Annotated in this window: 18 protein-coding genes and 1 pseudogene; all 19 read right to left on the reverse strand. The window is 55.8% G+C overall.

Annotated elements, in window-relative coordinates:
* Positions 1-23: 23 nt before the first annotated feature.
* A complete protein-coding gene (locus tag JCM17207_RS13375) occupies positions 24-377 on the reverse strand; it encodes a TnpV protein (protein ID WP_238318117.1) in 354 nt (117 codons plus the stop codon).
* A gap of 851 nt (positions 378-1,228) precedes the next feature.
* Positions 1,229-1,444 (reverse strand): transposon-transfer assisting family protein, encoded by a 216-nt coding sequence (locus tag JCM17207_RS13380; RefSeq protein ID WP_238318118.1) that lies wholly within the window; start codon positions 1,442-1,444, stop codon positions 1,229-1,231.
* Position 1,445: 1 nt separating this feature from the next.
* Complete coding sequence (locus tag JCM17207_RS13385; RefSeq protein WP_238318119.1) at positions 1,446-4,307, reverse strand: YodL domain-containing protein; 2,862 nt, start codon at positions 4,305-4,307, stop codon at positions 1,446-1,448.
* Entirely contained in the window at positions 4,304-4,840 is a 537-nt protein-coding gene (locus tag JCM17207_RS13390) for a hypothetical protein (RefSeq protein WP_238318120.1), read from the reverse strand. Before JCM17207_RS13390 ends, JCM17207_RS13385 begins: the two co-directional genes overlap by 4 nt.
* 9 nt (positions 4,841-4,849) lie before the next feature.
* Entirely contained in the window at positions 4,850-5,059 is a 210-nt protein-coding gene (locus JCM17207_RS13395; protein WP_238318121.1) for a transposon-transfer assisting family protein, read from the reverse strand.
* A complete protein-coding gene (locus tag JCM17207_RS13400; protein WP_238318122.1) occupies positions 5,056-7,146 on the reverse strand; it encodes a DNA topoisomerase 3 in 2,091 nt (696 codons plus the stop codon). Before JCM17207_RS13400 ends, JCM17207_RS13395 begins: the two co-directional genes overlap by 4 nt.
* 66 nt (positions 7,147-7,212) lie before the next feature.
* On the reverse strand, positions 7,213-7,638 hold the full coding sequence (locus JCM17207_RS13405) for a hypothetical protein (RefSeq protein ID WP_238318123.1): 426 nt from the start codon (positions 7,636-7,638) through the stop codon (positions 7,213-7,215).
* 201 nt (positions 7,639-7,839) lie between these two features.
* On the reverse strand, positions 7,840-8,625 hold the full coding sequence (locus tag JCM17207_RS13410) for a DUF4366 domain-containing protein (protein WP_238318124.1): 786 nt from the start codon (positions 8,623-8,625) through the stop codon (positions 7,840-7,842).
* Positions 8,609-8,881 (reverse strand): DUF4315 family protein, encoded by a 273-nt coding sequence (locus JCM17207_RS13415; protein WP_238318125.1) that lies wholly within the window; start codon positions 8,879-8,881, stop codon positions 8,609-8,611. The genes JCM17207_RS13410 and JCM17207_RS13415 overlap by 17 nt, the downstream gene beginning before the upstream one ends.
* Positions 8,882-8,893: 12 nt before the next feature.
* Positions 8,894-10,639 (reverse strand): C40 family peptidase, encoded by a 1,746-nt coding sequence (locus tag JCM17207_RS13420; RefSeq protein WP_238318126.1) that lies wholly within the window; start codon positions 10,637-10,639, stop codon positions 8,894-8,896.
* The gene (locus JCM17207_RS13425) at positions 10,632-13,043 is read right to left on the reverse strand and encodes a VirB4-like conjugal transfer ATPase, CD1110 family (RefSeq protein ID WP_373871973.1); all 2,412 of its coding nucleotides are present in this window, start codon (positions 13,041-13,043) and stop codon (positions 10,632-10,634) included. The genes JCM17207_RS13420 and JCM17207_RS13425 overlap by 8 nt, the downstream gene beginning before the upstream one ends.
* The gene (locus tag JCM17207_RS13430; protein ID WP_238318127.1) at positions 13,006-13,392 is read right to left on the reverse strand and encodes a PrgI family protein; all 387 of its coding nucleotides are present in this window, start codon (positions 13,390-13,392) and stop codon (positions 13,006-13,008) included. The genes JCM17207_RS13425 and JCM17207_RS13430 overlap by 38 nt, the downstream gene beginning before the upstream one ends.
* Positions 13,393-13,408: 16 nt before the next feature.
* Positions 13,409-14,275 carry a VirB6/TrbL-like conjugal transfer protein, CD1112 family gene (locus JCM17207_RS13435; protein WP_238318128.1) on the reverse strand — a complete coding sequence of 289 codons (867 nt, stop codon included), beginning with the start codon at positions 14,273-14,275 and terminating at the stop codon, positions 13,409-13,411.
* A 16-nt stretch (positions 14,276-14,291) separates the two neighbouring features.
* Positions 14,292-14,423 (reverse strand): hypothetical protein, encoded by a 132-nt coding sequence (locus JCM17207_RS13770; protein ID WP_282449986.1) that lies wholly within the window; start codon positions 14,421-14,423, stop codon positions 14,292-14,294.
* Between the two features lie 140 nt (positions 14,424-14,563).
* A pseudogene (locus JCM17207_RS13440) lies at positions 14,564-14,647 on the reverse strand (Maff2 family mobile element protein); the annotation flags it as partial.
* A gap of 91 nt (positions 14,648-14,738) precedes the next feature.
* Positions 14,739-16,403 carry a recombinase family protein gene (locus JCM17207_RS13445; protein ID WP_238318129.1) on the reverse strand — a complete coding sequence of 555 codons (1,665 nt, stop codon included), beginning with the start codon at positions 16,401-16,403 and terminating at the stop codon, positions 14,739-14,741.
* Positions 16,404-16,409: 6 nt separating this feature from the next.
* The gene (locus tag JCM17207_RS13450) at positions 16,410-16,607 is read right to left on the reverse strand and encodes a hypothetical protein (RefSeq protein ID WP_055271298.1); all 198 of its coding nucleotides are present in this window, start codon (positions 16,605-16,607) and stop codon (positions 16,410-16,412) included.
* Positions 16,608-16,870: 263 nt separating this feature from the next.
* A complete protein-coding gene (locus tag JCM17207_RS13455) occupies positions 16,871-18,169 on the reverse strand; it encodes a virulence-associated E family protein (RefSeq protein ID WP_238318161.1) in 1,299 nt (432 codons plus the stop codon).
* A gap of 13 nt (positions 18,170-18,182) precedes the next feature.
* The gene (locus tag JCM17207_RS13460) at positions 18,183-18,830 is read right to left on the reverse strand and encodes a CHC2 zinc finger domain-containing protein (protein ID WP_238318130.1); all 648 of its coding nucleotides are present in this window, start codon (positions 18,828-18,830) and stop codon (positions 18,183-18,185) included.
* Between the last annotated feature and the right edge of the window lie 32 nt (positions 18,831-18,862).

Here is an 18,862-nt window from a genome sequence, read left to right on the forward strand (position 1 = left end):
TTCCGCTTCGGTGGGGAAGAAGCTCAGCTGTTGATGAGCTCCGCCATCAGGATTTCCTCGGCCTGTGCCTTGCAGGTGTTCATCAGGCCCACCCACTGCATCGGGTTCCGGGTTTTCAGTTCCTCCGTTGCTCCCGCTTCCTTCGCCAGCTGGGGCATCATCTGCTCCAGCCGCTGGTGCGCTGTCTCGTCCACCTCCTGCAGGTGCGGGAACAGGCTCCCGGACAGCAGCATCTGATTGTAAATCAGGGGCCGGCGTTCCTTCAGATACGCTTTCCGCATCCGTCCATACTTGCCCAGGGGTTTGGCCGGGGCCGGGTCGAGGACTAGGTTCGGAATCAGATAATCCCCGTTCTGAGAATAAGTTAAGCTGCTCATATTCTTGGCTCCTTTCTGCATTTCTGCGCCGGGTGGTGGTCTTGATGGTTCTCTCGATCTGCCGCAGCACCTGACTGCAGCTTTCCGTGACTGCTGTGCCCAGGACGTTCGCGGCTGCCGGGGTGCTGAAGGAATAAACTGCCTGGAAATCATCCCGGTCAAACCATCCTTCCGGGTCGATGCCGCACCGGGACAGAAGCATCCAGGTGATGCTGATGGCACCTGCTGATTTAAATTCCAGCTCCAGGTTAAGATCATCATACCCTTCCAGGAGGGAACCGTCAACGATGTCACGGATGTCTTGGGCATTGTTGTCCCAGTAGTCCTCCACCAGTTTGCCGGAGAGGTTTGCAAGCTGCTGGGCGAAATTGGGGTCACTGACCCCATAGGTTTTCGCCAGCATAGCAGCCACCGGTTCCCGGAAGCTGTAATCCATCTGCCAGAGGTCCGGGTCCAGGGAGTTTCGGCGGGTGCCGGTGTCCGATACATCAAAGACATACCGCAGATACGGGGTGCCGCCGCTGTCATCCAAAAGGGCGATCCCCTTCGCACCCCGCCGGACAAACCGGTTCATCCGGTTGTTCCAGATGTCATACTCAGCGCAGGCGGTGGCGTCCGGGCGCTGGGCGTAAATCAGCAGCTGGTCGGAATAGGGGTACTTGTACAGCCTTCCGGCCAGAGACAAAAAATCCGCCCACCGTTCCCAGTTTCCTGTCAGACGGCGGGCGGTATCGGACGCAAGCTGTGAGTACAGCTCGGCTTTTGTGGGCATGATGGGTCCTCCTTTCCCATTGCAATAGAAAAACGGGGCGTCCAGTCAGATCGCCCCACCAGAGCCTCATGTGATCGGTTTACTCGTCAAAATCCGGGCACAGCTCCAGCTCGGCAAACTCCTCATCGCTCATAGCCCGGAGCTTTTCGAGGGTGTGATCCGTCAGTTCCCGCAGCTCTGTTTCTTCCGGCGAAAGATAGCCGCGCATCTCGGTCAGGACCTGGATTAATCGCTCTCTGTTGTCCTGGTTGTAGATGCAAAGCAGGTTGGTTTCCTCAAACGTGAAGTCTTTCATCTCAAATCTCCCTTTCTGCGCTCTTTTTGGGCGCTGTCTTTTTGCGGTCCGCTCGGGGCTGGGCTTTCAGCTGCTCCACGACGGATTTCTTCTTCTCTTGTTCCTGCGGTTCTTTAGGGCCGTTGTTGATGATGCCGTCGATCATGCCGTAATCATCTTCCACCGACATCTCCGCATTTTTCAGCGGGTTGCCCGGAAGGAATCCGGGGATCTGCTCAAAACCAAAGCTGTCGCAGTAATAACAGGATAACCTACCGCCCTGCCTGATTGCAACGATGTCGCTGACACTCATGGACGGGCTGTGAAAGTCCGTCGGTTTTTGCAGATTGAATTGCTGGTACAGCCGTTCCGGGGTGCCGCCGGAGCCGTTCAGCGGAGCCGTGTACACCAGGTCATAGTTGCTGTGCTGCACCTCCTGCCCGCTGGCTTTGAGCCGTTCCAGGCTCTCATAGCGGATGTCCCGCAGATCATCGGTATGCTTTACCTGATAAATGGCAAAGCAGTCGCCCCCATAGTCGAGGAAGGCCCGCTCCCGTTCTTCCTGATGGTTCATCCGGTCCTGGACTTTTCCATGGAATTCCGAAGTCCGCTCCCATTCGTCGCGGGACAGTGCAAAGATGCCGTCATGGGCGTCCAGGTCGGCGGTGTCAAAAGCCATTTCCGGCTTTTCTCCTTCCTGGATGATATAAACGGTCAGGTCGCGCTCCATCAGCTCATAGGCCCGCTCTTTGGAGAGGAGCAGAAGATCGCTGTCCAGGCAGCTGCACTTCGCCAGTTCTACCTCGGACAGTGCCGGGTCTGGCATGGGATACTCGTCCAAGGCTTGTTCCCTGGCACCGGGGAACTGGGCCGCTGCGGCTTCTGCGGTCTGGTGGTCTGCCACCTCCTGCAATGCCTCGATCATGGACAGCGACGCATACTTGATGGACTTGCGGCCCATGCCGAGATCGTCACAGATATAGGCGACCGCTTCCGCTCGCCCCATATTCGGATCATCCAACTGGCCGCCATCCATCTGCTGCATGGTTGCCGCATCGTAAAGCGTGTAGTCCCATCCATCATCGCAGGGCTGAACATGGAGATAGGCGGTGTCATCCAGCGCCAGCAGGGCCTCCCCGCGCTCTGCGCTGGATTTGGCGGAGAGCTTTTTTTCCGCAGCTTGCCTGGGTGCCTGTTCTACTTCCGGGAGAGCGGTCAGATCAATGCCGCGCTCCTTGCAGATTGCCCTGTAGTTGCGCTCAATCCCCGAGATCAGCTCACAGGAGGTCTTGTTGATGGTTTCCAGGCTGGCCCGCAGTTCTTTCAGTTCCTTGCCCTCGGACCAGGACGCGATATAGCCAAAGCTGTTTTCGCCGGTCTGGATGCCAAAATACTGGCAGACTGCATAGGAGATGCTTTCTGCTTCCACTTCTTCGGTGTTGCGATTTTTGGCGGCCTGTTTTACTGCCGTCTGATCTTCCTCCACTTCCAGCCGCCACTCAAACTGATTCTCGTCCACATAGCGCCATCCATCCTCGGCAGCGGCCTGTTCCGCCTCTGCTTCAGTTGCAAAATCCAAACGATAATCCTTTTTGGTGCCGCCCTCGCTGACCATGACGATCTTCCAGGTCGGCTCCGCCTCATACTTTTTGGAATCGTGGAGCTTGCTGTGTGCCACCTCATGGACAGCGGCAGAGATAGTCTGTACCTCGCTCATGCCTTCCCGAATGGCGATCCGCTGCTGGTCAGAGGAAAAATAGCCGTCCAGGTTCTCGGCCATCGGCTCAAACTCGATGGGGACCGGGGCAGTGCGGCGCAACGCCTCCAGAAATGCCTCATAGTTCGGCACCGTCCCGGACAGGCTGGAAACCAGCTCCGGCAGAGGTTTGCCGTCTGTCTGAGACACATCGAACACCTTGACGGGACGGAACATGGGGATTTCGACCTCCCGTTCTTCCATAATGGCTTGTCCGTTCGCGTCCAGAATGGGAGCCTGAGTATCCGGGTCCCGCTTCATTTCCTCGATCTTCTTTTTATACAGCGTGGGAGCGATGATGGTAATGCCATGCTCTCCCTTTTTCACATGGCGGCCAAACTGGTTTTTCCACTTGTTGTACCCAGCTACCAGAGTGGCATCCGGGCGCTGCATATAGATCAGCATGGCGTTGTTGATGGAATAGCGGTGAAACTTGGACATGACGGACAGATAGTGCGCATATTTCTCGCCCTGGAACAGTTCCTTGATGCCCTGCTCGATGCCCGCCGTGATCTCCTGCAGCCGCTCCCGGTTGGTGGGCTTGTCAGCCATGAATTTCACTCTCCTTTCCAAATCATCAATTTCTGATAAATGTTCAGCGATCCACTGCTTGTGTTCCTCTCGGCTGTACTCCCGAAAAAAGTCCAGAAGAAAGCCCACATAGCTCTTTTTCTGAACTGCTTCTTTAAAACGGGGATGCAGCTCTTCCTCCGGGGATTTCGGCGGATAAGCGGCTTCCCATTTTTGGAGCATCTGATGATAGTCCTTCAAGACACGAATGCTGCGCTCCCGGTCCTCCCTGAATTTCTGCGCCTCTGTTTTTTGCCGGACATAACGCCGTCCGGGAGGGGCATGACCGCTATAATTCAGGCCAATGTCATGGGCCAGCTTTTCCGCAGCCTCCCTGCGCGTCAGATCATAGAGCCGGGCTGTAAAGTCGATCACATCCCCGGTGGCCCCGCAGCCAAAGCAGTAGAAATAATCTTCGTTCAATTTCAGACTTGGGTTTTTGTCATCATGGAACGGGCAGCAGGCCATGCCGTTCCGGCCGATCTCGATTCCATAAAGCTCCGCGGCCTCTCTGAGGGAAACGGAGCGCCGAACGATTTCAAAGATCGTTTCCGTCATTCTCGTTCGCTTGTTTTGCTTCGATGCTTTTTCTGCGGCTTCTTCGGTTCCGGCGCTTTTTTCAGCTCCTTCAGCACCGATTTCCTCAGCATCGGTTTGAGGGGATGTTTCCACCGGCTGAAAGCCATGTCCTTGGGGCCGGTGAAGCCGCCATAGGCGTCCCGCTCATAGACCCGGACACGGTCGAAGCCCAGGTCTTTCCGCATTTGGCGCAGAATGTCCATCACCTCGGGACTTTGATTCACTGCCTCCATCCGGGTGTAATCGTCCACCAGGTAGTTCTTGCCCTGGCGAACCTGGAGCAGGTCAGCGGCGCTGGGCGGGTCCTCCCGCTGGACCCCAAAGGTCAGCCGGGCGGCAGGCAGATCTTCGCTGTTGTAGGGTTCGGACCGCAGCTCCTGGAACCGGGCCGCCGCCTGTTCGTAGCTGTCGTAGAACTCGATGGGGGTGTGATCGGATGCGGCTGCTCCCGTCCAGGAGGCAAGGTCGGGGATGATATAGCATTGCCACTTGCCGTCTTTCTCGTCTGCCATAGGCCCTCCTCACATGAAGTCCGGGTACAATTCCAGCGCGTCGAACTCGGCGTCGCTCATCCCAGCCAGCTTGTCGAGGGTGCTGTCGGTCAGGTCCCGCAGCTCCGTTTCCGACCAGGTGAGATAGGTCCGCATCTCGGTCAACACTTCGATCAGCCGTTCCCGGCTGCCGCTGTTGTAAAGCGCCATCAGGTTGACTTCTTCGTAGGTGAAATTCATGTTTTTCCGCCTCCGTTCTCAAATTCCAGGCTGAACTGCGCCCGACCGTCGGCCTCGGTGGTCATCTGAACTGCGGCGTTGTAGGTCTTGCCGGTGCGCTGACTCTTGCAGTCCTTGAGGCGGGCGCGGCTATCCCGCAGCAGCTTATCCACCAGCTGCCCCGTGATATGCTTGCCCAGCCGCTTGAAGAAGGCGTTGTCCTTCCAGATCACAAACCGGCACTCCCGGTTCGTGCAGAACCAGCCCTTTTCCCGCTCGGCCACTTCGGCACCACAGTGGGGGCAAACACCAACGATTTTCCCATTGTTCTTCATAAGCATACTCGCTCCTTTCACGGCCTCGCTGGTTTGGACCAGAGAGGCGACCATCTGTTCAATTTCATCCATAAAGGTTTCGGGGTCCAGCTCGCCCCGCTCGATCTGCAGGAGCTTCTGCTCCCAGTCGGCAGTCATGGCGGGAGACTGGATTTCTTCGGGCATAACAGAGATCAATGCCCGGCCCTTCTCGGTGGGAATCAGGTTTTTGGTCTTACCGCTGCCCTCACGGGTGAGAAAGCCTTTCTTTACCAGCTTTTCAATGATTGCAGCTCTGGTAGCAGGGGTCCCGATGCCCCGGCGCTCGGCTTCCTTCGGCAGTTCCTCTTTCCCGGCAGTCTCCATAGCCGACAAAAGGGTATCCTCGGTGTAGTGCTTGGGTGGGGACGTTTTGCCCTCTTTCAGCTGGGCATCCAGGACAGACATGGTTTCCCGCTCCTGCACCTCGGGCAGAATCTCCAGTTTTTCCTTGTCTTTTTCAGCGGTATCCCCAAGGACGGCTCGCTCGACCGCCTTCCAGCCCTCGGCCAGAACGGTCTTGCCCTTGGCCGTGAAGACGGTTCCAGCACACTCCATCTGCACCGTGGTTTCCGCATAGCGGTACGGCTCTCCCACGGCAGCCAGCAAGCGGGCCGCGATCAGGCGGAGGACATGGGACTCACCTGCGGGCAAAGAAGAAAGGTCAGCGTTTGCCATGCTCCTGGTGGGCAAGATTGCATGGTGGTCGCTGACCTTTTTGCTGTTGATGACCTGTTTTGCGTGGATGGGGATTTCGCCGGTCACACCGAAGTGGAAAGCGGTCTGACGAACCAGGTCCGGCAGACACGGCTCCATATCCTCGGTCAGATACCGGCTGTCGGTACGGGGATAGGTCACCAGCTTCTTTTCATAGAGAGCCTGGGTGTAGTCTAGGGTCTGCTGCGCCGAATAGCCCAGCAGTCGGTTGGCATCCCGCTGGAGGGATGTCAGGTCGTAGAGGGCGGGCGGATGTTCCGTTTTCTCCTTTCGTTCCGTCTTTTGCAGGACAGCCTGGCTTGCTTTCCGGCACTCTGCCAGCAACGCCTCAGCTTGAGACTTGTCCTTGAATCGTTCACTGGATGCCATACAGTCCTCCATCTTGAGAAGCACCGTGTAAAAGGGGTCAGGCCCGAACGTATCAATGGCAGCTTCCCGGCTCACCGTCATGGCAAGCGTTGGGGTCATGACCCGTCCTACATTGAGCGGCTGACCATACAGGCACGAAAAAAGCCGGGTGGCGTTGATACCGACCAACCAGTCGGCACGCTCCCGGCAAAGGGCTGCTTTGTACAAAGCATCGTATTCAGTTGAGGGTTTGAGGTGGGCGAATCCATCCCGGATGGCGGCATCCTCCATGCTGCTGATCCAGAGCCGGGTAAAGGGTTTCTTGCATTTGCACTGGTGATAGACAAGTCGGAAAATCAGCTCGCCCTCCCGTCCGGCATCGGTGGCACAGATCAGGCTGTCCACGTCAGGCCGGGCCATGAGGCTGCGAAGGACCTCAAACTGCTTTTGGGTTCCGGGCGACACCAGGTACTGCCATGTTTTGGGCAGAATGGGCAGGTCTGCCCTGGACCATTTGACCAGCTTGGAATCGTAGCTCCCGGGCGGAGCCAGCTCCACCAGATGACCGACACACCAGCTGACGAGATAGTTTCCTCCCTCCAGATAGCCGGTCCGGCGTTTGGTGATGCCCAGGGCCTTACTAATGGATTGGGCTGTCGAGGGTTTTTCGGTTACGATCAGATTGGGCAAAGTTCAGTCTCCTTTCTATCTTGAAAATAAAAACAGCCCTGTGTGATACACAGAGCTGCCAAACGATTATTCAAGCGTTTCCCAGGGTTCAAGGCCCATTTCTTCCCAAGTCACACCATACGGTGCTCCACCAGAAGTGTAACCGGCAATAAAGAAAAATCGATCATCCTGCCAGTCTGGAAGGGCATTAGCCTGTTCCTGCTGCTTTTTAAGTTTTTTCTTTTTTGCTTTTCGTTGAGCTTTCTTCAAAGCCAACTTTTCTGCCTCGGTCTTTTTAACTTTTGGTTTTCGCGGCTCGGGAATTCCATTCTTTTCAATTCGTTCTGCAAAATGAGCCTGTTTTTTCCGAAACACAGCCAGCAAATCTTCAAAGGACACTTTTGGAACCATACCGTGAAGCATTGGAAACATCTCGCGACATATCGCTTCCAGCTCATCCTCCGGCGGCATTGCCTGATGCTCAGTGTAATATTTGCACACCACGTCAAACATCCGATTGGAAATTCTGGCCTTTTGTGTTTGTTTCAGCTTTTTGTATGGAACTTGGGGGATTATCTTTTTATGTTTTTGCCGGACTGTTTTTTCTTTCTCATCAGTGCAAATGATAATCGCCTCCTTATATTAAGATTATATTGAAAGCCGAAAAAAAACGCAATCTATTTTATGTATGGGCGGCATTGCCGCCCTTTTTTGTTATACGTCCTCGTACCCGTCGCTGGTCTGGTATGCCTTGCGCTCGGTTTCCTCGCTCGGCTCATCCGCCGGTTCTTCCTCCAGCGGGAGTTCCAGCTCCTCCTCGCCCTCGCGGTAGTCGGCATCCGGGTCTACGCTTTCTTTTTCGGCCTGTTCCTTTTTCTTCTTCTGGATGAAGAAGTAGAACCCGCCGCCAGCGACCAGACCGACCAGAGCTACAACGCCCAGGAATTTGCTGGCAAGACCAGTGAGGTCAAAGTCCTTGTCCTCCTTTTCAGCCTTGGCTGCTTCTTCAGCAGCCTTTTTGGCTTCCTCCTCGGCTTTCTGCTTTTCCAGCTCTGCCTGGGCTGCTGCCTCCTTTTCGGCGTTGTAGGCTTCGGCCTGCTCTTCCTCCATGAGGGCCAGCAGGTCCGCTTCGTCCACGAGGTTCATAAAGTGAACCGTCTGGTCCCCGTCGGCGGCCCGGTCGATCACCAGGTAGAAATAGGCCCCGGACTTGCTCACCAGGGTGATGAACTGCTGGCCGGAGCCATCCGAATAGGTGGTGTGGTAATCATCCACCAGGGTCAGGTTGCCCTCCGGCGTCAGGGGGCCAGTGACTTCTTCCTGTACCGTCACCGGGGCTTCTTCCGCAGGCTCCGCGGTGGGAACTGTGACGGGAGTCGGGGCCGGGTCGGGGGCGGGGTCCGCCGTTTCAGTCCCATAGGCAAAGGCCGGGGCGGCCAGACTGCCCATCAGCAGCGCCATCGAAGCCAAGGCGCAGCAGAACTTATTCCATGCTTTCATCCATGTCCTCCTTGTTGTCAAAAGTTACCCCAGCAGCAGCCAGGGCCGCAGGGTTCGGGGCTACACTGGCCGCCTGCTTCAAGAGCATGGCCAGCTGCTCCGGCGTGACATTCGCGGTGCGCACCATCTCGGCCACCTCCACCTTCTCAGCCTCTGCAATCCGGCGTTCCAGCAGCTCAATACGATTGTTGAGTTGGATACGGCGTTCCTTGGCTCTGGCCAAGTCTGCCCGCATCTTATCAAGTTTTTCGCTCATATTTCCTCCTTGTCACTTCGGGATTCTTCCAAATCCCAGCAGATGTTTGTCCCAGTAACTGGAATGGATATTCGAATACTTGATGGGGTCGCCGGCAGAGATCATCATGCCGTTCCCCACATAAATGCCCACGTGGCTTGCGCCGGGGGTGTCATAGGTGCCCTCAAAGAAAACCAGGTCACCGGGTTTTGCCTCTGCCTCAGAGATTTTCGTGGCCTGCTGCCACAGGCCGTTTGCCGTGGTGCGACCCACATTCCAGCCAGATTCATTGAGCACCCAACAGACATAGCCGGAACAGTCAAAGCCGGTTTCAGGAGTAGAACCGCCCCAGACATAGGGGGTGCCCAGGTATTTCTCGGCTTCTTCCAGCATGGCGGCAAATTCCGGGTCCGTCAGGGCCTCGGCGGGCACCTGGTAGTCGATGCCGGCCTCCCCGGAACCATCTGAGCTCCCCCAGGACAGGCTCCCGTTGAACAGATAGGGCCGGCCGCCCTTGGTGTCCTGGAGAATCTCGTACCGCTTCCACTGGTCATCGTCCAGCTCTTCCCGGATGACTGTTTCCAGCCCCCGGTTTTCCAGCTCCACATGGAGGATCAGGTACACATAAGGTTCCAGCGTGGTCGTAAAATAAGGCGGCACCGGGCTTGGGATAATGACCACCCGATACCGGATTTGTGGTTCAACCCAGGTTTTCAGCTTGTACTGCTTTTCAAAGGTATCCTTCAAGGTGCCCTGAACCTCGCTGCGGGTGTAGTCATCGTGCAGGGTGGTCAGGTAGGAGGTCAGCTCCCAGGGGTCGTGCTCAATCGGGTCAAGGTCGTACTGGTACTCGTCCATACCAGGATGGGTGATCTCCATCATGTCGATTTCCAGCTGCAGCTGCCGTTCCAGCTGCTTGTAGTCCTCCTCTGCACCCCGGATGTCCTCATCCTCAGCGGTATAGGTGGTTTGACCCATCACATGGGTGGTGCCCCCGAACAGAATAGAGCACGACGAGAACGCCGACAACATAAGGAGCAGCAGCATCGCCAGCACACCGCCGATCACCAGCAAATGCGCATGGCTTTTTGCAAAGACGGCTGCCCCTTTGGCCACGCCGCCCACCACCTCTTTGCCCTTTGTGACTACGCCGTTTACACCCGATTTCACCTTGCTCGCACCAGATGCGGTCGCTTTCTGGCTCCCGGCAGCTTTGCTGGTCTGGGCAGCCTGCGCCACCACTCTGGCCTGCTGCTGGTATGCCTGGCGCTGTTTCGCCTTGGAGATGGGGTTAGAACCGGCTTCGCCAGCCTTTTCCGCCGGCTGTTTTCCGGCGGCAGCCTTCTGCTTTGCGGCTTTGCTCTCCAGCTTTTTCTTCCGCTTTTTCAGCTTTTTGGCATAACGGGAATCGGATACCCGTCCGGCCAGCTCTGCGCCCTTTTCGACCTCGTGGGCACTCTTGATGCCCACATTGTCGTCCTCGTACTCCTCGATCTTGCGATGGACCGCCGTCAGGAGGGCCGCCGAAGCGTACATCTCCCGCTTCTGTTCCTTGGTCATCCGGGAGGCTTCATCCACCGTGATGTCTGCCTTGCCAAACCGCAGCTGTTCTGCCCGCTCTTTGGCTTTCTGTGCATCGCTTTTCAGCTTCCGGGGCTTACGCTTTTTCTCTCCGCCCCGGCTTCCGGGAGGGGCGCGGCCTTTGGTTTGGCTGCCCTCATCCACGAAGTTCAGCCGGGAAGGCTTGGACTTGTCCTGCCGCTGCTGCACTTTACCCATTCTGCGGTGCAACCTCCCCCAGCTTGGTAGTCATGATCCGGTAGAGTTCCAGATCCTGCGGGAAGCGGTCCACGAAGGGCAGAATCACATTGCCAAAGAAAAGCAGCCCTTCACCCTCGCCCGAGTGTGTCACATAGGACAGCTGGTGGGGCGAGATGTTGAGTTGCTTGGCGAGAATCTGCCGGTCGCCTGCGGCCTGGTTTAGCATGATAATCATGTCGCTGTTCTCGAAGATGTTTTCGACTTCACGCGAAGCAAGGAGGTCTTTGACGTTTTGGGTCAGCCCTGTCGGAATACCGCCCCACTTCCGGAACCGCTTCCAGATTTCCACCGAGTAAGCGGCGGTCTGCTCTTCTTTTAAGAGAAGGTGCATCTCGTCCATATAATACCGGGTGGATTTTTTCAGATTTCGGTTGGCGGTCACGCGGCCCCATACTTGGTCCTGAATCACCAGCATCCCGATCTTCTTCATCTGCTTGCCCAGTTCCTTGATGTCATAGCAGACCAGCCGGTTTTCCACATTCACATTGGTTCGATGATTGAACAGATTCAGGCTGCCCTTGACGTAGATTTCAAGGGCGGTGGCAACATGGTGGGCTTCCTTTTCCTCCTGCTGAAGCAGGGCGTTGTACAGGTCCTCCAGAAGCGGCATATTCTCAGGCCGGGGATCGTTGAAATAGCGGTTGTAGATCTGGTGGACGCAGCGGTCGATGACCGTTTTCTCCACCGGCTGCAAGCCCTCCTTGCCGCCCACCACCAGCTCGCACAAAGAGAGGATGAAGTCTGCTTTCAGGGCAATGGGGTTATCTTCCTCCGAGTAGTTGGCGTTGATGTCCATAGGGTTGACATACTGGTCGCTGTTGGGAGAAATTTTAATAACCTGACCTTTCAGGCGATTTACCAGCGGAGAGTATTCTCCTTCGGGATCGTTCACGATGATATCATCATCTGTTACCAGAAAGGCGTTTGCGATTTCCCGCTTGGCGCTGAAGGATTTGCCGGAACCGGGAGTACCCAGAATCAGGCCATTGGGGTTCTTGAGCTTCTTCCGGTCCACCATGATGAGGTTCTGGGACAGGGCGTTCAGGCCATAATAGAGGGACTCTTTACCGCTCTGGAACAGTTCCTGGGTGGTGAACGGGATGAAGATGGCGGTGGAACTGGTGGTCAGGCCACGCTGAATCTCAATCTGGTTCTCAGCCAGGGGCAGGCTGGACATGAGGCCCTGCTCCTGCTGATAGTCCAGCCGGCAGAGATTGCAGTTGTGCTTCTGGGCGATGCTGGATGCCTGGAAGATGTTGGTTTCCAGTTCCTGCTCGGTGCGGCCCGTGTTCAGGATCAGGAACGTGACCAGGAACATACGCTCGTTCTGGCTCTGCAGCTCCTTCAGGAGAGCTTTTGCATCCCGGCCATAAGTGGCCAAATCCGACGGAATTATGTCCATATCATATCCGGCGCGGACTGCTTTTTTCTGTTCCTCGATCTTCGATCTATCGAGTTCGGTGATGGTGCGCTTGACCGTCTTGATGGCCTTGTTCTGGTCCACGGACTGGATGTGCATGGTCACAATCTGGCTGGAATCCATCTCCAGAAAGTCCTTCAGGAGCTGGTCGCTGAGGTCAGAGGCCGTGATGGAGAGAAAACTCATGGCCCCATACAGCCCGCCCATCTGGAAGCAGCGGCTGTTCTTGAAGGCGAACACGGTGGGGGCAATGGCGTCCTTCACCGAGAGGCCGCTCCGGGTGAAGGTGTTCCAGTCAAACTCAAACTTTTCCCCACCGTCCATGTGAAAGATATGGTGCATCAGCTTGAGCCGTTCCTTGCCGTTGAGGGGCTTTGCGGTCACGCCCAGCCGGTGGAAGTTGTTGAGCAGGTCATTCTGGACGTGTTCCAGCCTGGGCTTGGCCAGCTTCATGCTGTCAGCCTCGATGCCGAAGGTAATGAACTTGGTCTTGGTCAGGCCGTTGTTGCCTTTGGCCAGCTGCTGACGCAGCATCTGGCTGTACTCGGCCCGCACATCATCGAAGCCGTCCTGCTGGAACGGGATACGGATGCTGCGCTCAAAGTCGGCGGCATCGGTGGCGACGTTGACAAAGGACAGTTCAAAGTGGATAGAGCTGTCAAAAAAGTTGAGGAAGGAGCACCATTCTTCAAAAATGGCCGTCTTGTCCTCCTGCTGGGCCAGCTGGTAGTTGATGTCCTGAAACTGGATGGTGCGGGTGTAGTAGTTGGAGCGCACCCGACAGGTCCCGTCCTCAAACATCCGCTGGAACGGGATGGACTGCTGGGCCGTCCTGGGCGGCCCCGTCGGCTTGCGCTTGTGGATTGCGGCTTGAATCTGCTTGTTCTGCTGGGGCGTCAGGGCATCAGCCTTTTTCTTTCGAGGAAAGGGAAACAATCGCATCGACCTCCTGTTCCAGCTCCGCCTGCTGCTGGAGCAGGGCGAAGTAGTTTGCGGTGCGGTAGGGCCGCACCTTGGGACGGATAAACCGGGCCTGGATATAGTGGTTCAGAAACTTCTCCAGGGGCTGGCCATTTTTTTCATACATGGCGAGGAAAAACAGCGGCAGCATCAGGATCATCATGCCGAGGGTGGCGAGGGTATTCCCGCCGTACTCCCGGAGCAAAAAGAAAGACGGTACTCCGATGAGTACCGCCGTTCCGAAGCAGATGCACTGCCGCTTGGTGAGATTCATGAAAACCTTGGATTTGACCCGTGTGAGGTCACGGGGAACCGAAATATAAGCTGCCATAACAAAACTCCTTTCTTTAATGTGCGTTCAGGACGCTTTTGGCAATCGAGCTGGTCTTGAACAGGGTGAAACAGAGCAGAACCGTGTAGCCGACAATGCCCCAAATAGAGGCAATGGCATCGTCAGAGACAGCCACCGACTGGATGAGCACAGCATAAATGCCCACACAGATCAGGATGAGGAAGCCCTGGAAACCCAGGGCAAAGAGGCTGCGCAGATAGTTCTGGCCCATCTGGCTCTGTTCATGGCTGCCGAAAGTGGAAAATGGGATGGGCGCCAGACTGACTGCCATATAAATCTCGATCATACGTCCATAAACGATGACAAAAATCACGATGGACAGGATGCGCAGGGTGATCCCGATGAAGAAGGACTGCAAAAACAGTCCAAACAGCGGCCCCACATCCATCTCCATCAGGCTGGCTTCCAGGTTTGCCAGGCCGGCTTCATTGACTGCCGTGTTTCCTGCGACGATGCCGCTGGATTCAGCAATCACCCCCTGCGCCAGATCAAAAACACCCATGACAATATCAAAGGTGTTGGAGATCAGGTAGACGGCGCAGCCGGTCTTGATGATCCATTTGGTAATCAGGGCAGGCTCAAAGCTGGCCAGGTTGTTGTGCTCGGTGACCATTTGCACCAGCTCATAGCAGGCCACCAGGGTCAGGAAAACACCCGCAATGGGAAGAATTGCGGAATTGGATACCCCGCGGATCATCTCAAATATACGGGGTTCAAAGTCCGCAGGACTTGTGCCCACCTGCGTGGCAATCTCACCCACCTGCTCGTTCACCGAATCGAACAGGCCGGAGAGGTTGGACATGATTGCGCCGGCCAAAATACCTTTGATCCAGTCCGCAATCGCGTTGAGTACGGTTTCCAAAGGGCGTCACCTCCCCTTAGAAGAAATGGTTGATAAGGGTCTTGAGCATATTCAGCAGGAAGATAATGTTGGTGAGAATTTCCATAGCGTTCATCCTTTCTATTATAATAAGGTAAGACGGAAGCCGTATCGCAATCGCCCATGGCATCTGTTTCTTGGATGCCGCTTGCCGCGGCGGGGCTGATGCTGGGTCGAAAGGTAGCACGGCTTGCTCCAGATAGGAGCGATGTAAATGGGCGGAAGCCCGCCCAAGCCGGATTTAGACTGCCCGGAAACAGTTGTTTGGACTCAGCCGAACAGACCGCTCAGCAGCGGGATCAGGGTGGTGCCAATCAGGGCGACACCGCCACCGGCCATCAGCTGTTTCATACCCAAATAGGTGTAGGAAACCGGCTCGATGGCGGGCGGCGGCGTGTCAAGAAATATCTATGGAGTTTTTTTAGAACCGCCCCGGCGGGGCAGGTCAGGCTGTGACCTGCTCCACTTCCGGGAGGGGTTTGAGATTAAAATGAATTTCGATAGAAATGTGTCTTGTTTTATCGCTGTCTATGCTCTCATGGACAACGATTTCTTTAATCAGGCGATTAAGGGTAGCTGCGTCCAGTTCCGTGATGTCGGCGTATTCCTGAATGGCTTCTACCCACTGGCGGGCGTCATACGCAAGCCGGATTTCATCGGCCAGCTTCTTCCGGCCTTCCTCAACCCTCGCCTTCAACTCGGCCTGTTCCTTCTGCGTCTTTTCCATCAGCAGATTGAAGTTTGCTTCGCTGATACGTCCGGCAACCATATCCTCATACAGCCGCAGAACCATCTTTTCCAGAACGTCAATCCGTTCCTCGTCTTTGGCAAGGGAGCGTTCCAACGCTTCCCGCTGGCCTTTCTGCTCGGCTTCGCAGGTGTCGGACAGCTTCCCGGCAACGGCTTCCCCGTCCATCAGGGCGGCTCTGGCACACTCCCGGATTTTGTTCAGTACAAGCCGGTACAGGGTGTCGTACTCAACCCGGTGCTGGGAACAGTGCTGTTTCCCATAGGCATTGTAGGTCTTACAGGAATAAATCTGCTTCGGGTGCTTCTCGTTGGTGTAGCGGATAGTCAGCGACTTCCCGCACTCGCCGCATTTGATAAGCCCCGCAAACAGGCTGATTTCCCCGGTCTGGCGGGGGCGCTGCCGGGATTTCAGCTTGCGCTGCACGATGTCAAAGGTCTTGCGGTCAACAAGCGGCTCATGCTGGTTCTCCACGACAATCCATTCCTCCGGCTTCTTCTCCCCGATGGTTCCGATTTTGAAGCGGTATTCCTTCTTCTGGGAAGCGATAGCGCCGGTATAGACGGGATTCATCAGGATGTCCTTAATCACGGTAAAGTCCCAGATATACCGCCCATTTACCGGGTCTTTCTTTTCCCACTTGGTTGACACGTTCCGAAAGCCCCGTACCCGGTTCCAGTAGGTCGGGCAGGGGATTTTTTCATCTTCCAGCCTGCGCCGGATGTAGTTGGGGCCGTGTCCTTCCAGCGCCCACGCAAACAGACGCCGGACAATGGGAGCCGTTTCCTCATCAATCAGCAGATGGTTTTTGTCCTCCGGGTCTTTCCGGTAGCCGAAGGGGGCAAGGCAGCCGGTAAACTGGCCTTTCTGCGCTTTCAGCAGATAAGAGGAATGAACCTTCTTGGAAATGTCCTTGCTGTACATCTCGTTGAGGATGTTCTTGAACGGCGCTATGTCGTTGTTGTCCCGCATGGTGTCGATACCGTCATTCATGGCGATATACCGCACGCCGTTGCGGGGGAAGAAATCTTCAATCAGGAAGCCGGTCTGCAAGTAATTCCTACCCAGTCTGGATAGGTCTTTCGTGACCACAAGGTTTATCTGCCTGCGCTCGATGGCTTTCAACATCCGTTTCAGGTCGGGACGCTCCATGTTCAGCCCCGTGTAGCCATCGTCCTGATAGACTGCAACAACCTCCCATCCCTGCTTCTCGCAGTAGGTTTCCAGCATATCCCGCTGGTTTGCAATGCTGGCGCTCTCCCCGTCAAGGTCATCGTCCTTGGAAAGCCTGCAATAGATAGCCGCCCGGAAGCTGCCCGCCAGTATTGCGTCCATGCCTGTATATTCAAATCCGTTCATCATAACCGTTTACCCGCACAATCCAGACGGAACACGGTCACTCTGAACCTTGTCTTTATTATACTCTAAATCTTGCTTTTTCGCAAGATATTCTTTATCATTTCTCTGGCTGTATTTCTGTGCAATCAGGCTCACGAAAACGTCCGTAGCGTCCAGTTCGCCGTCAAATACTGTTGTGACATGGATTTCAGTTTTGCTTTTTGCCATAGGCAGTTACCTCCATAAATGAAATAAGCCAGACAGGAGAGAGTCGGCAACGAAGTCCGGCAACGGGCTTCAAAAAACCTCGAAAACAATCTCTGTCTGGCGGGTTACTGTTTATTTACTTTTTCTTTTATTTTTCTGTTGCTTTGGTTGTCAGAGGGGAGAAAAGCCCGCAGTTATGGGCTTTTTCCCGGCAACCGGCCCGGCAACGGGATAGCAACGGGGTCGGCAACCGGCTGTGATTTTCCCGGATTTTTCAGGATTTTTCAGAAGGGAAGTTCCATCTGCTCCGTGACTTCCACAAATCCGTCCGGCGTTTTTTCACGCCCGTTGTCAGCGCCCGTTGCCGGGGCTTCCCGTTCCCAGCCCTTCTGTCTGCCGTATCCCTCAAATATCCGGGGATTGGAGAAATACTTCCATCCCGTGATACTGTGGTTCATAATGTCGTTGACTTCCCGGATTTCCCACTGTTTCGGCTCGTCAAAGGGGTGGTTCAGGGCTTCCCTGAAAAGCTGCTTGGAGCAGACGGCGCTGCCGGTGTAGCGGTCAAGGTACGCCTGTATCATCCCGCCCTTGGTGTCCTCCGGCATGAAATCCCGCTGGTGTTCTTTGAGGTACTGTATCATTTCGGGGGTAAAAGACAGCTTGAAATCGCCGCTTTTGTAGGTTGTCATGGCTTCCGCCCATACCTGTTCGATATAGGCTCTGGAAGCGGCTTCATCGTCCAAAATGTGTACCTCGGCCCGTTCGGGGTAGACCATGACCGGCAGGAAGCGCCGGTTCCCGGAACGGTCAAGGGGCAGGAAGTCCAGGGCGTTGGAAGTCCCGCCGAACACGCACTGCCGCAGCCTGTCCTCCGGGTGGGTTTCGTAGGGGATTTTATAGACCTCCTTCTGGCGGCTTAAAAATGACTTGATTTCCTCTATGCTCTTGGCGTTGGCGGTGGCAATCATCTCCGACATTTCGATTATCCAGTGGCCTTGTAGCTTGCGGTACACGTTATCATCGTCCAGCTTCCGCAAATCATCGGAAAACCACTCATCCTTTACGGCCAGCAGCCGGAAGAAAGTGGATTTCCCGGCTCCCTGGCCGCCTACCAGACAGAGCATGACCTCAAACTTACAGCCGGGGCAGAAAGCCCGGTGGATAGCTCCCAACAGGAACAGCCGCAGGGAATGGTAAGTGAAGTTGTCTGTGTCGGCTCCCAGAAAGTGCCGCAGGCAGTAGCGGATACGCTCTTTCCCGTCCCAGACAAGGCCGTTCAGGTAGTCCCGGATGGGATGGTAGCTGTTGGCGTCTGCCGCAAGGTCGGCGGCGTCTGCTATCTTTTTCTCGCTTGTCAGGCCGTAGGTATCTTCCAGATACAGCCGGATATATTTCATATCCGTGTCGGTCATGGCCTTGCTGCCGGTTCTGCGTTTCCTGCCGATGGGCTTTAGAAGGTCAATGCGCTCGGTCAGGAGATTTTTCGCAACCGCCCCGGAAAGGACGGGGTCATACTGGAACACGGTCAGGCAGTTGTGGATACTGTTCCGCACGCCGCCTTTCTCGGTGCTTTCCAGCATGGCCTTGGCTTCCTCAACGCTCCGGGGCGGGGGTGCGGCGTCGATGGTGTCCGTCACGGCCTGCCGCAGTTCTGGCGGCAAGGTCTGCCATTCTCCGCTCAAGGTTCCTCACTTCCTTTCCGTAGCTGGCAATCAGGGCAGCCCGTTCCCCTATGTCGGAGAACAGCAGCACATCCAGCAGATATTCCACATGGGATTGTTTCTGCAAGGCTTCCACGAAAAGCGGGTGCCATTCTTCCTCCGGCGTCTTGGGGGCATAGTCCCGCTTCCAGCGGCGCAGCAGATTGTGATAGTCAGACAGTACCCGGAAACAGTGGCGCTCCATGCGCTTAAATTGCTGCTCCGGGTTTTCCTGACGGGGCTTCCGCTTCGGGCGGCTCCTGCCGGGTGGCTCCCTGTCCTCATAGGGGATGGAGAAGTCCTGCGCCAGCATGAGGGCGGCTTCCCTGGGGCTGACGTTTTCCAGACGGGAAACAAAGTCAATCACATCCCCGTCTGCCTGACAGCCGAAGCAATGGAAGCGCCGGTCAACCTTCATGCTGGGGTTTTTATCGTCATGGAAGGGGCAGACGCACATCCCGTTTCTCCCTACCCGGATACCGTAATGCTCGGCGGCCTGCCGGGTGGTAACAGACTGCTTCACGGCTTCAAATACGTTCAATAGGCAAATCCTCCTGAAAATAGAAAAAGCGC

It is taken from the genome of Faecalibacterium gallinarum (assembly GCF_022180365.1).
Lineage (GTDB): Bacteria > Bacillota > Clostridia > Oscillospirales > Ruminococcaceae > Faecalibacterium > Faecalibacterium gallinarum.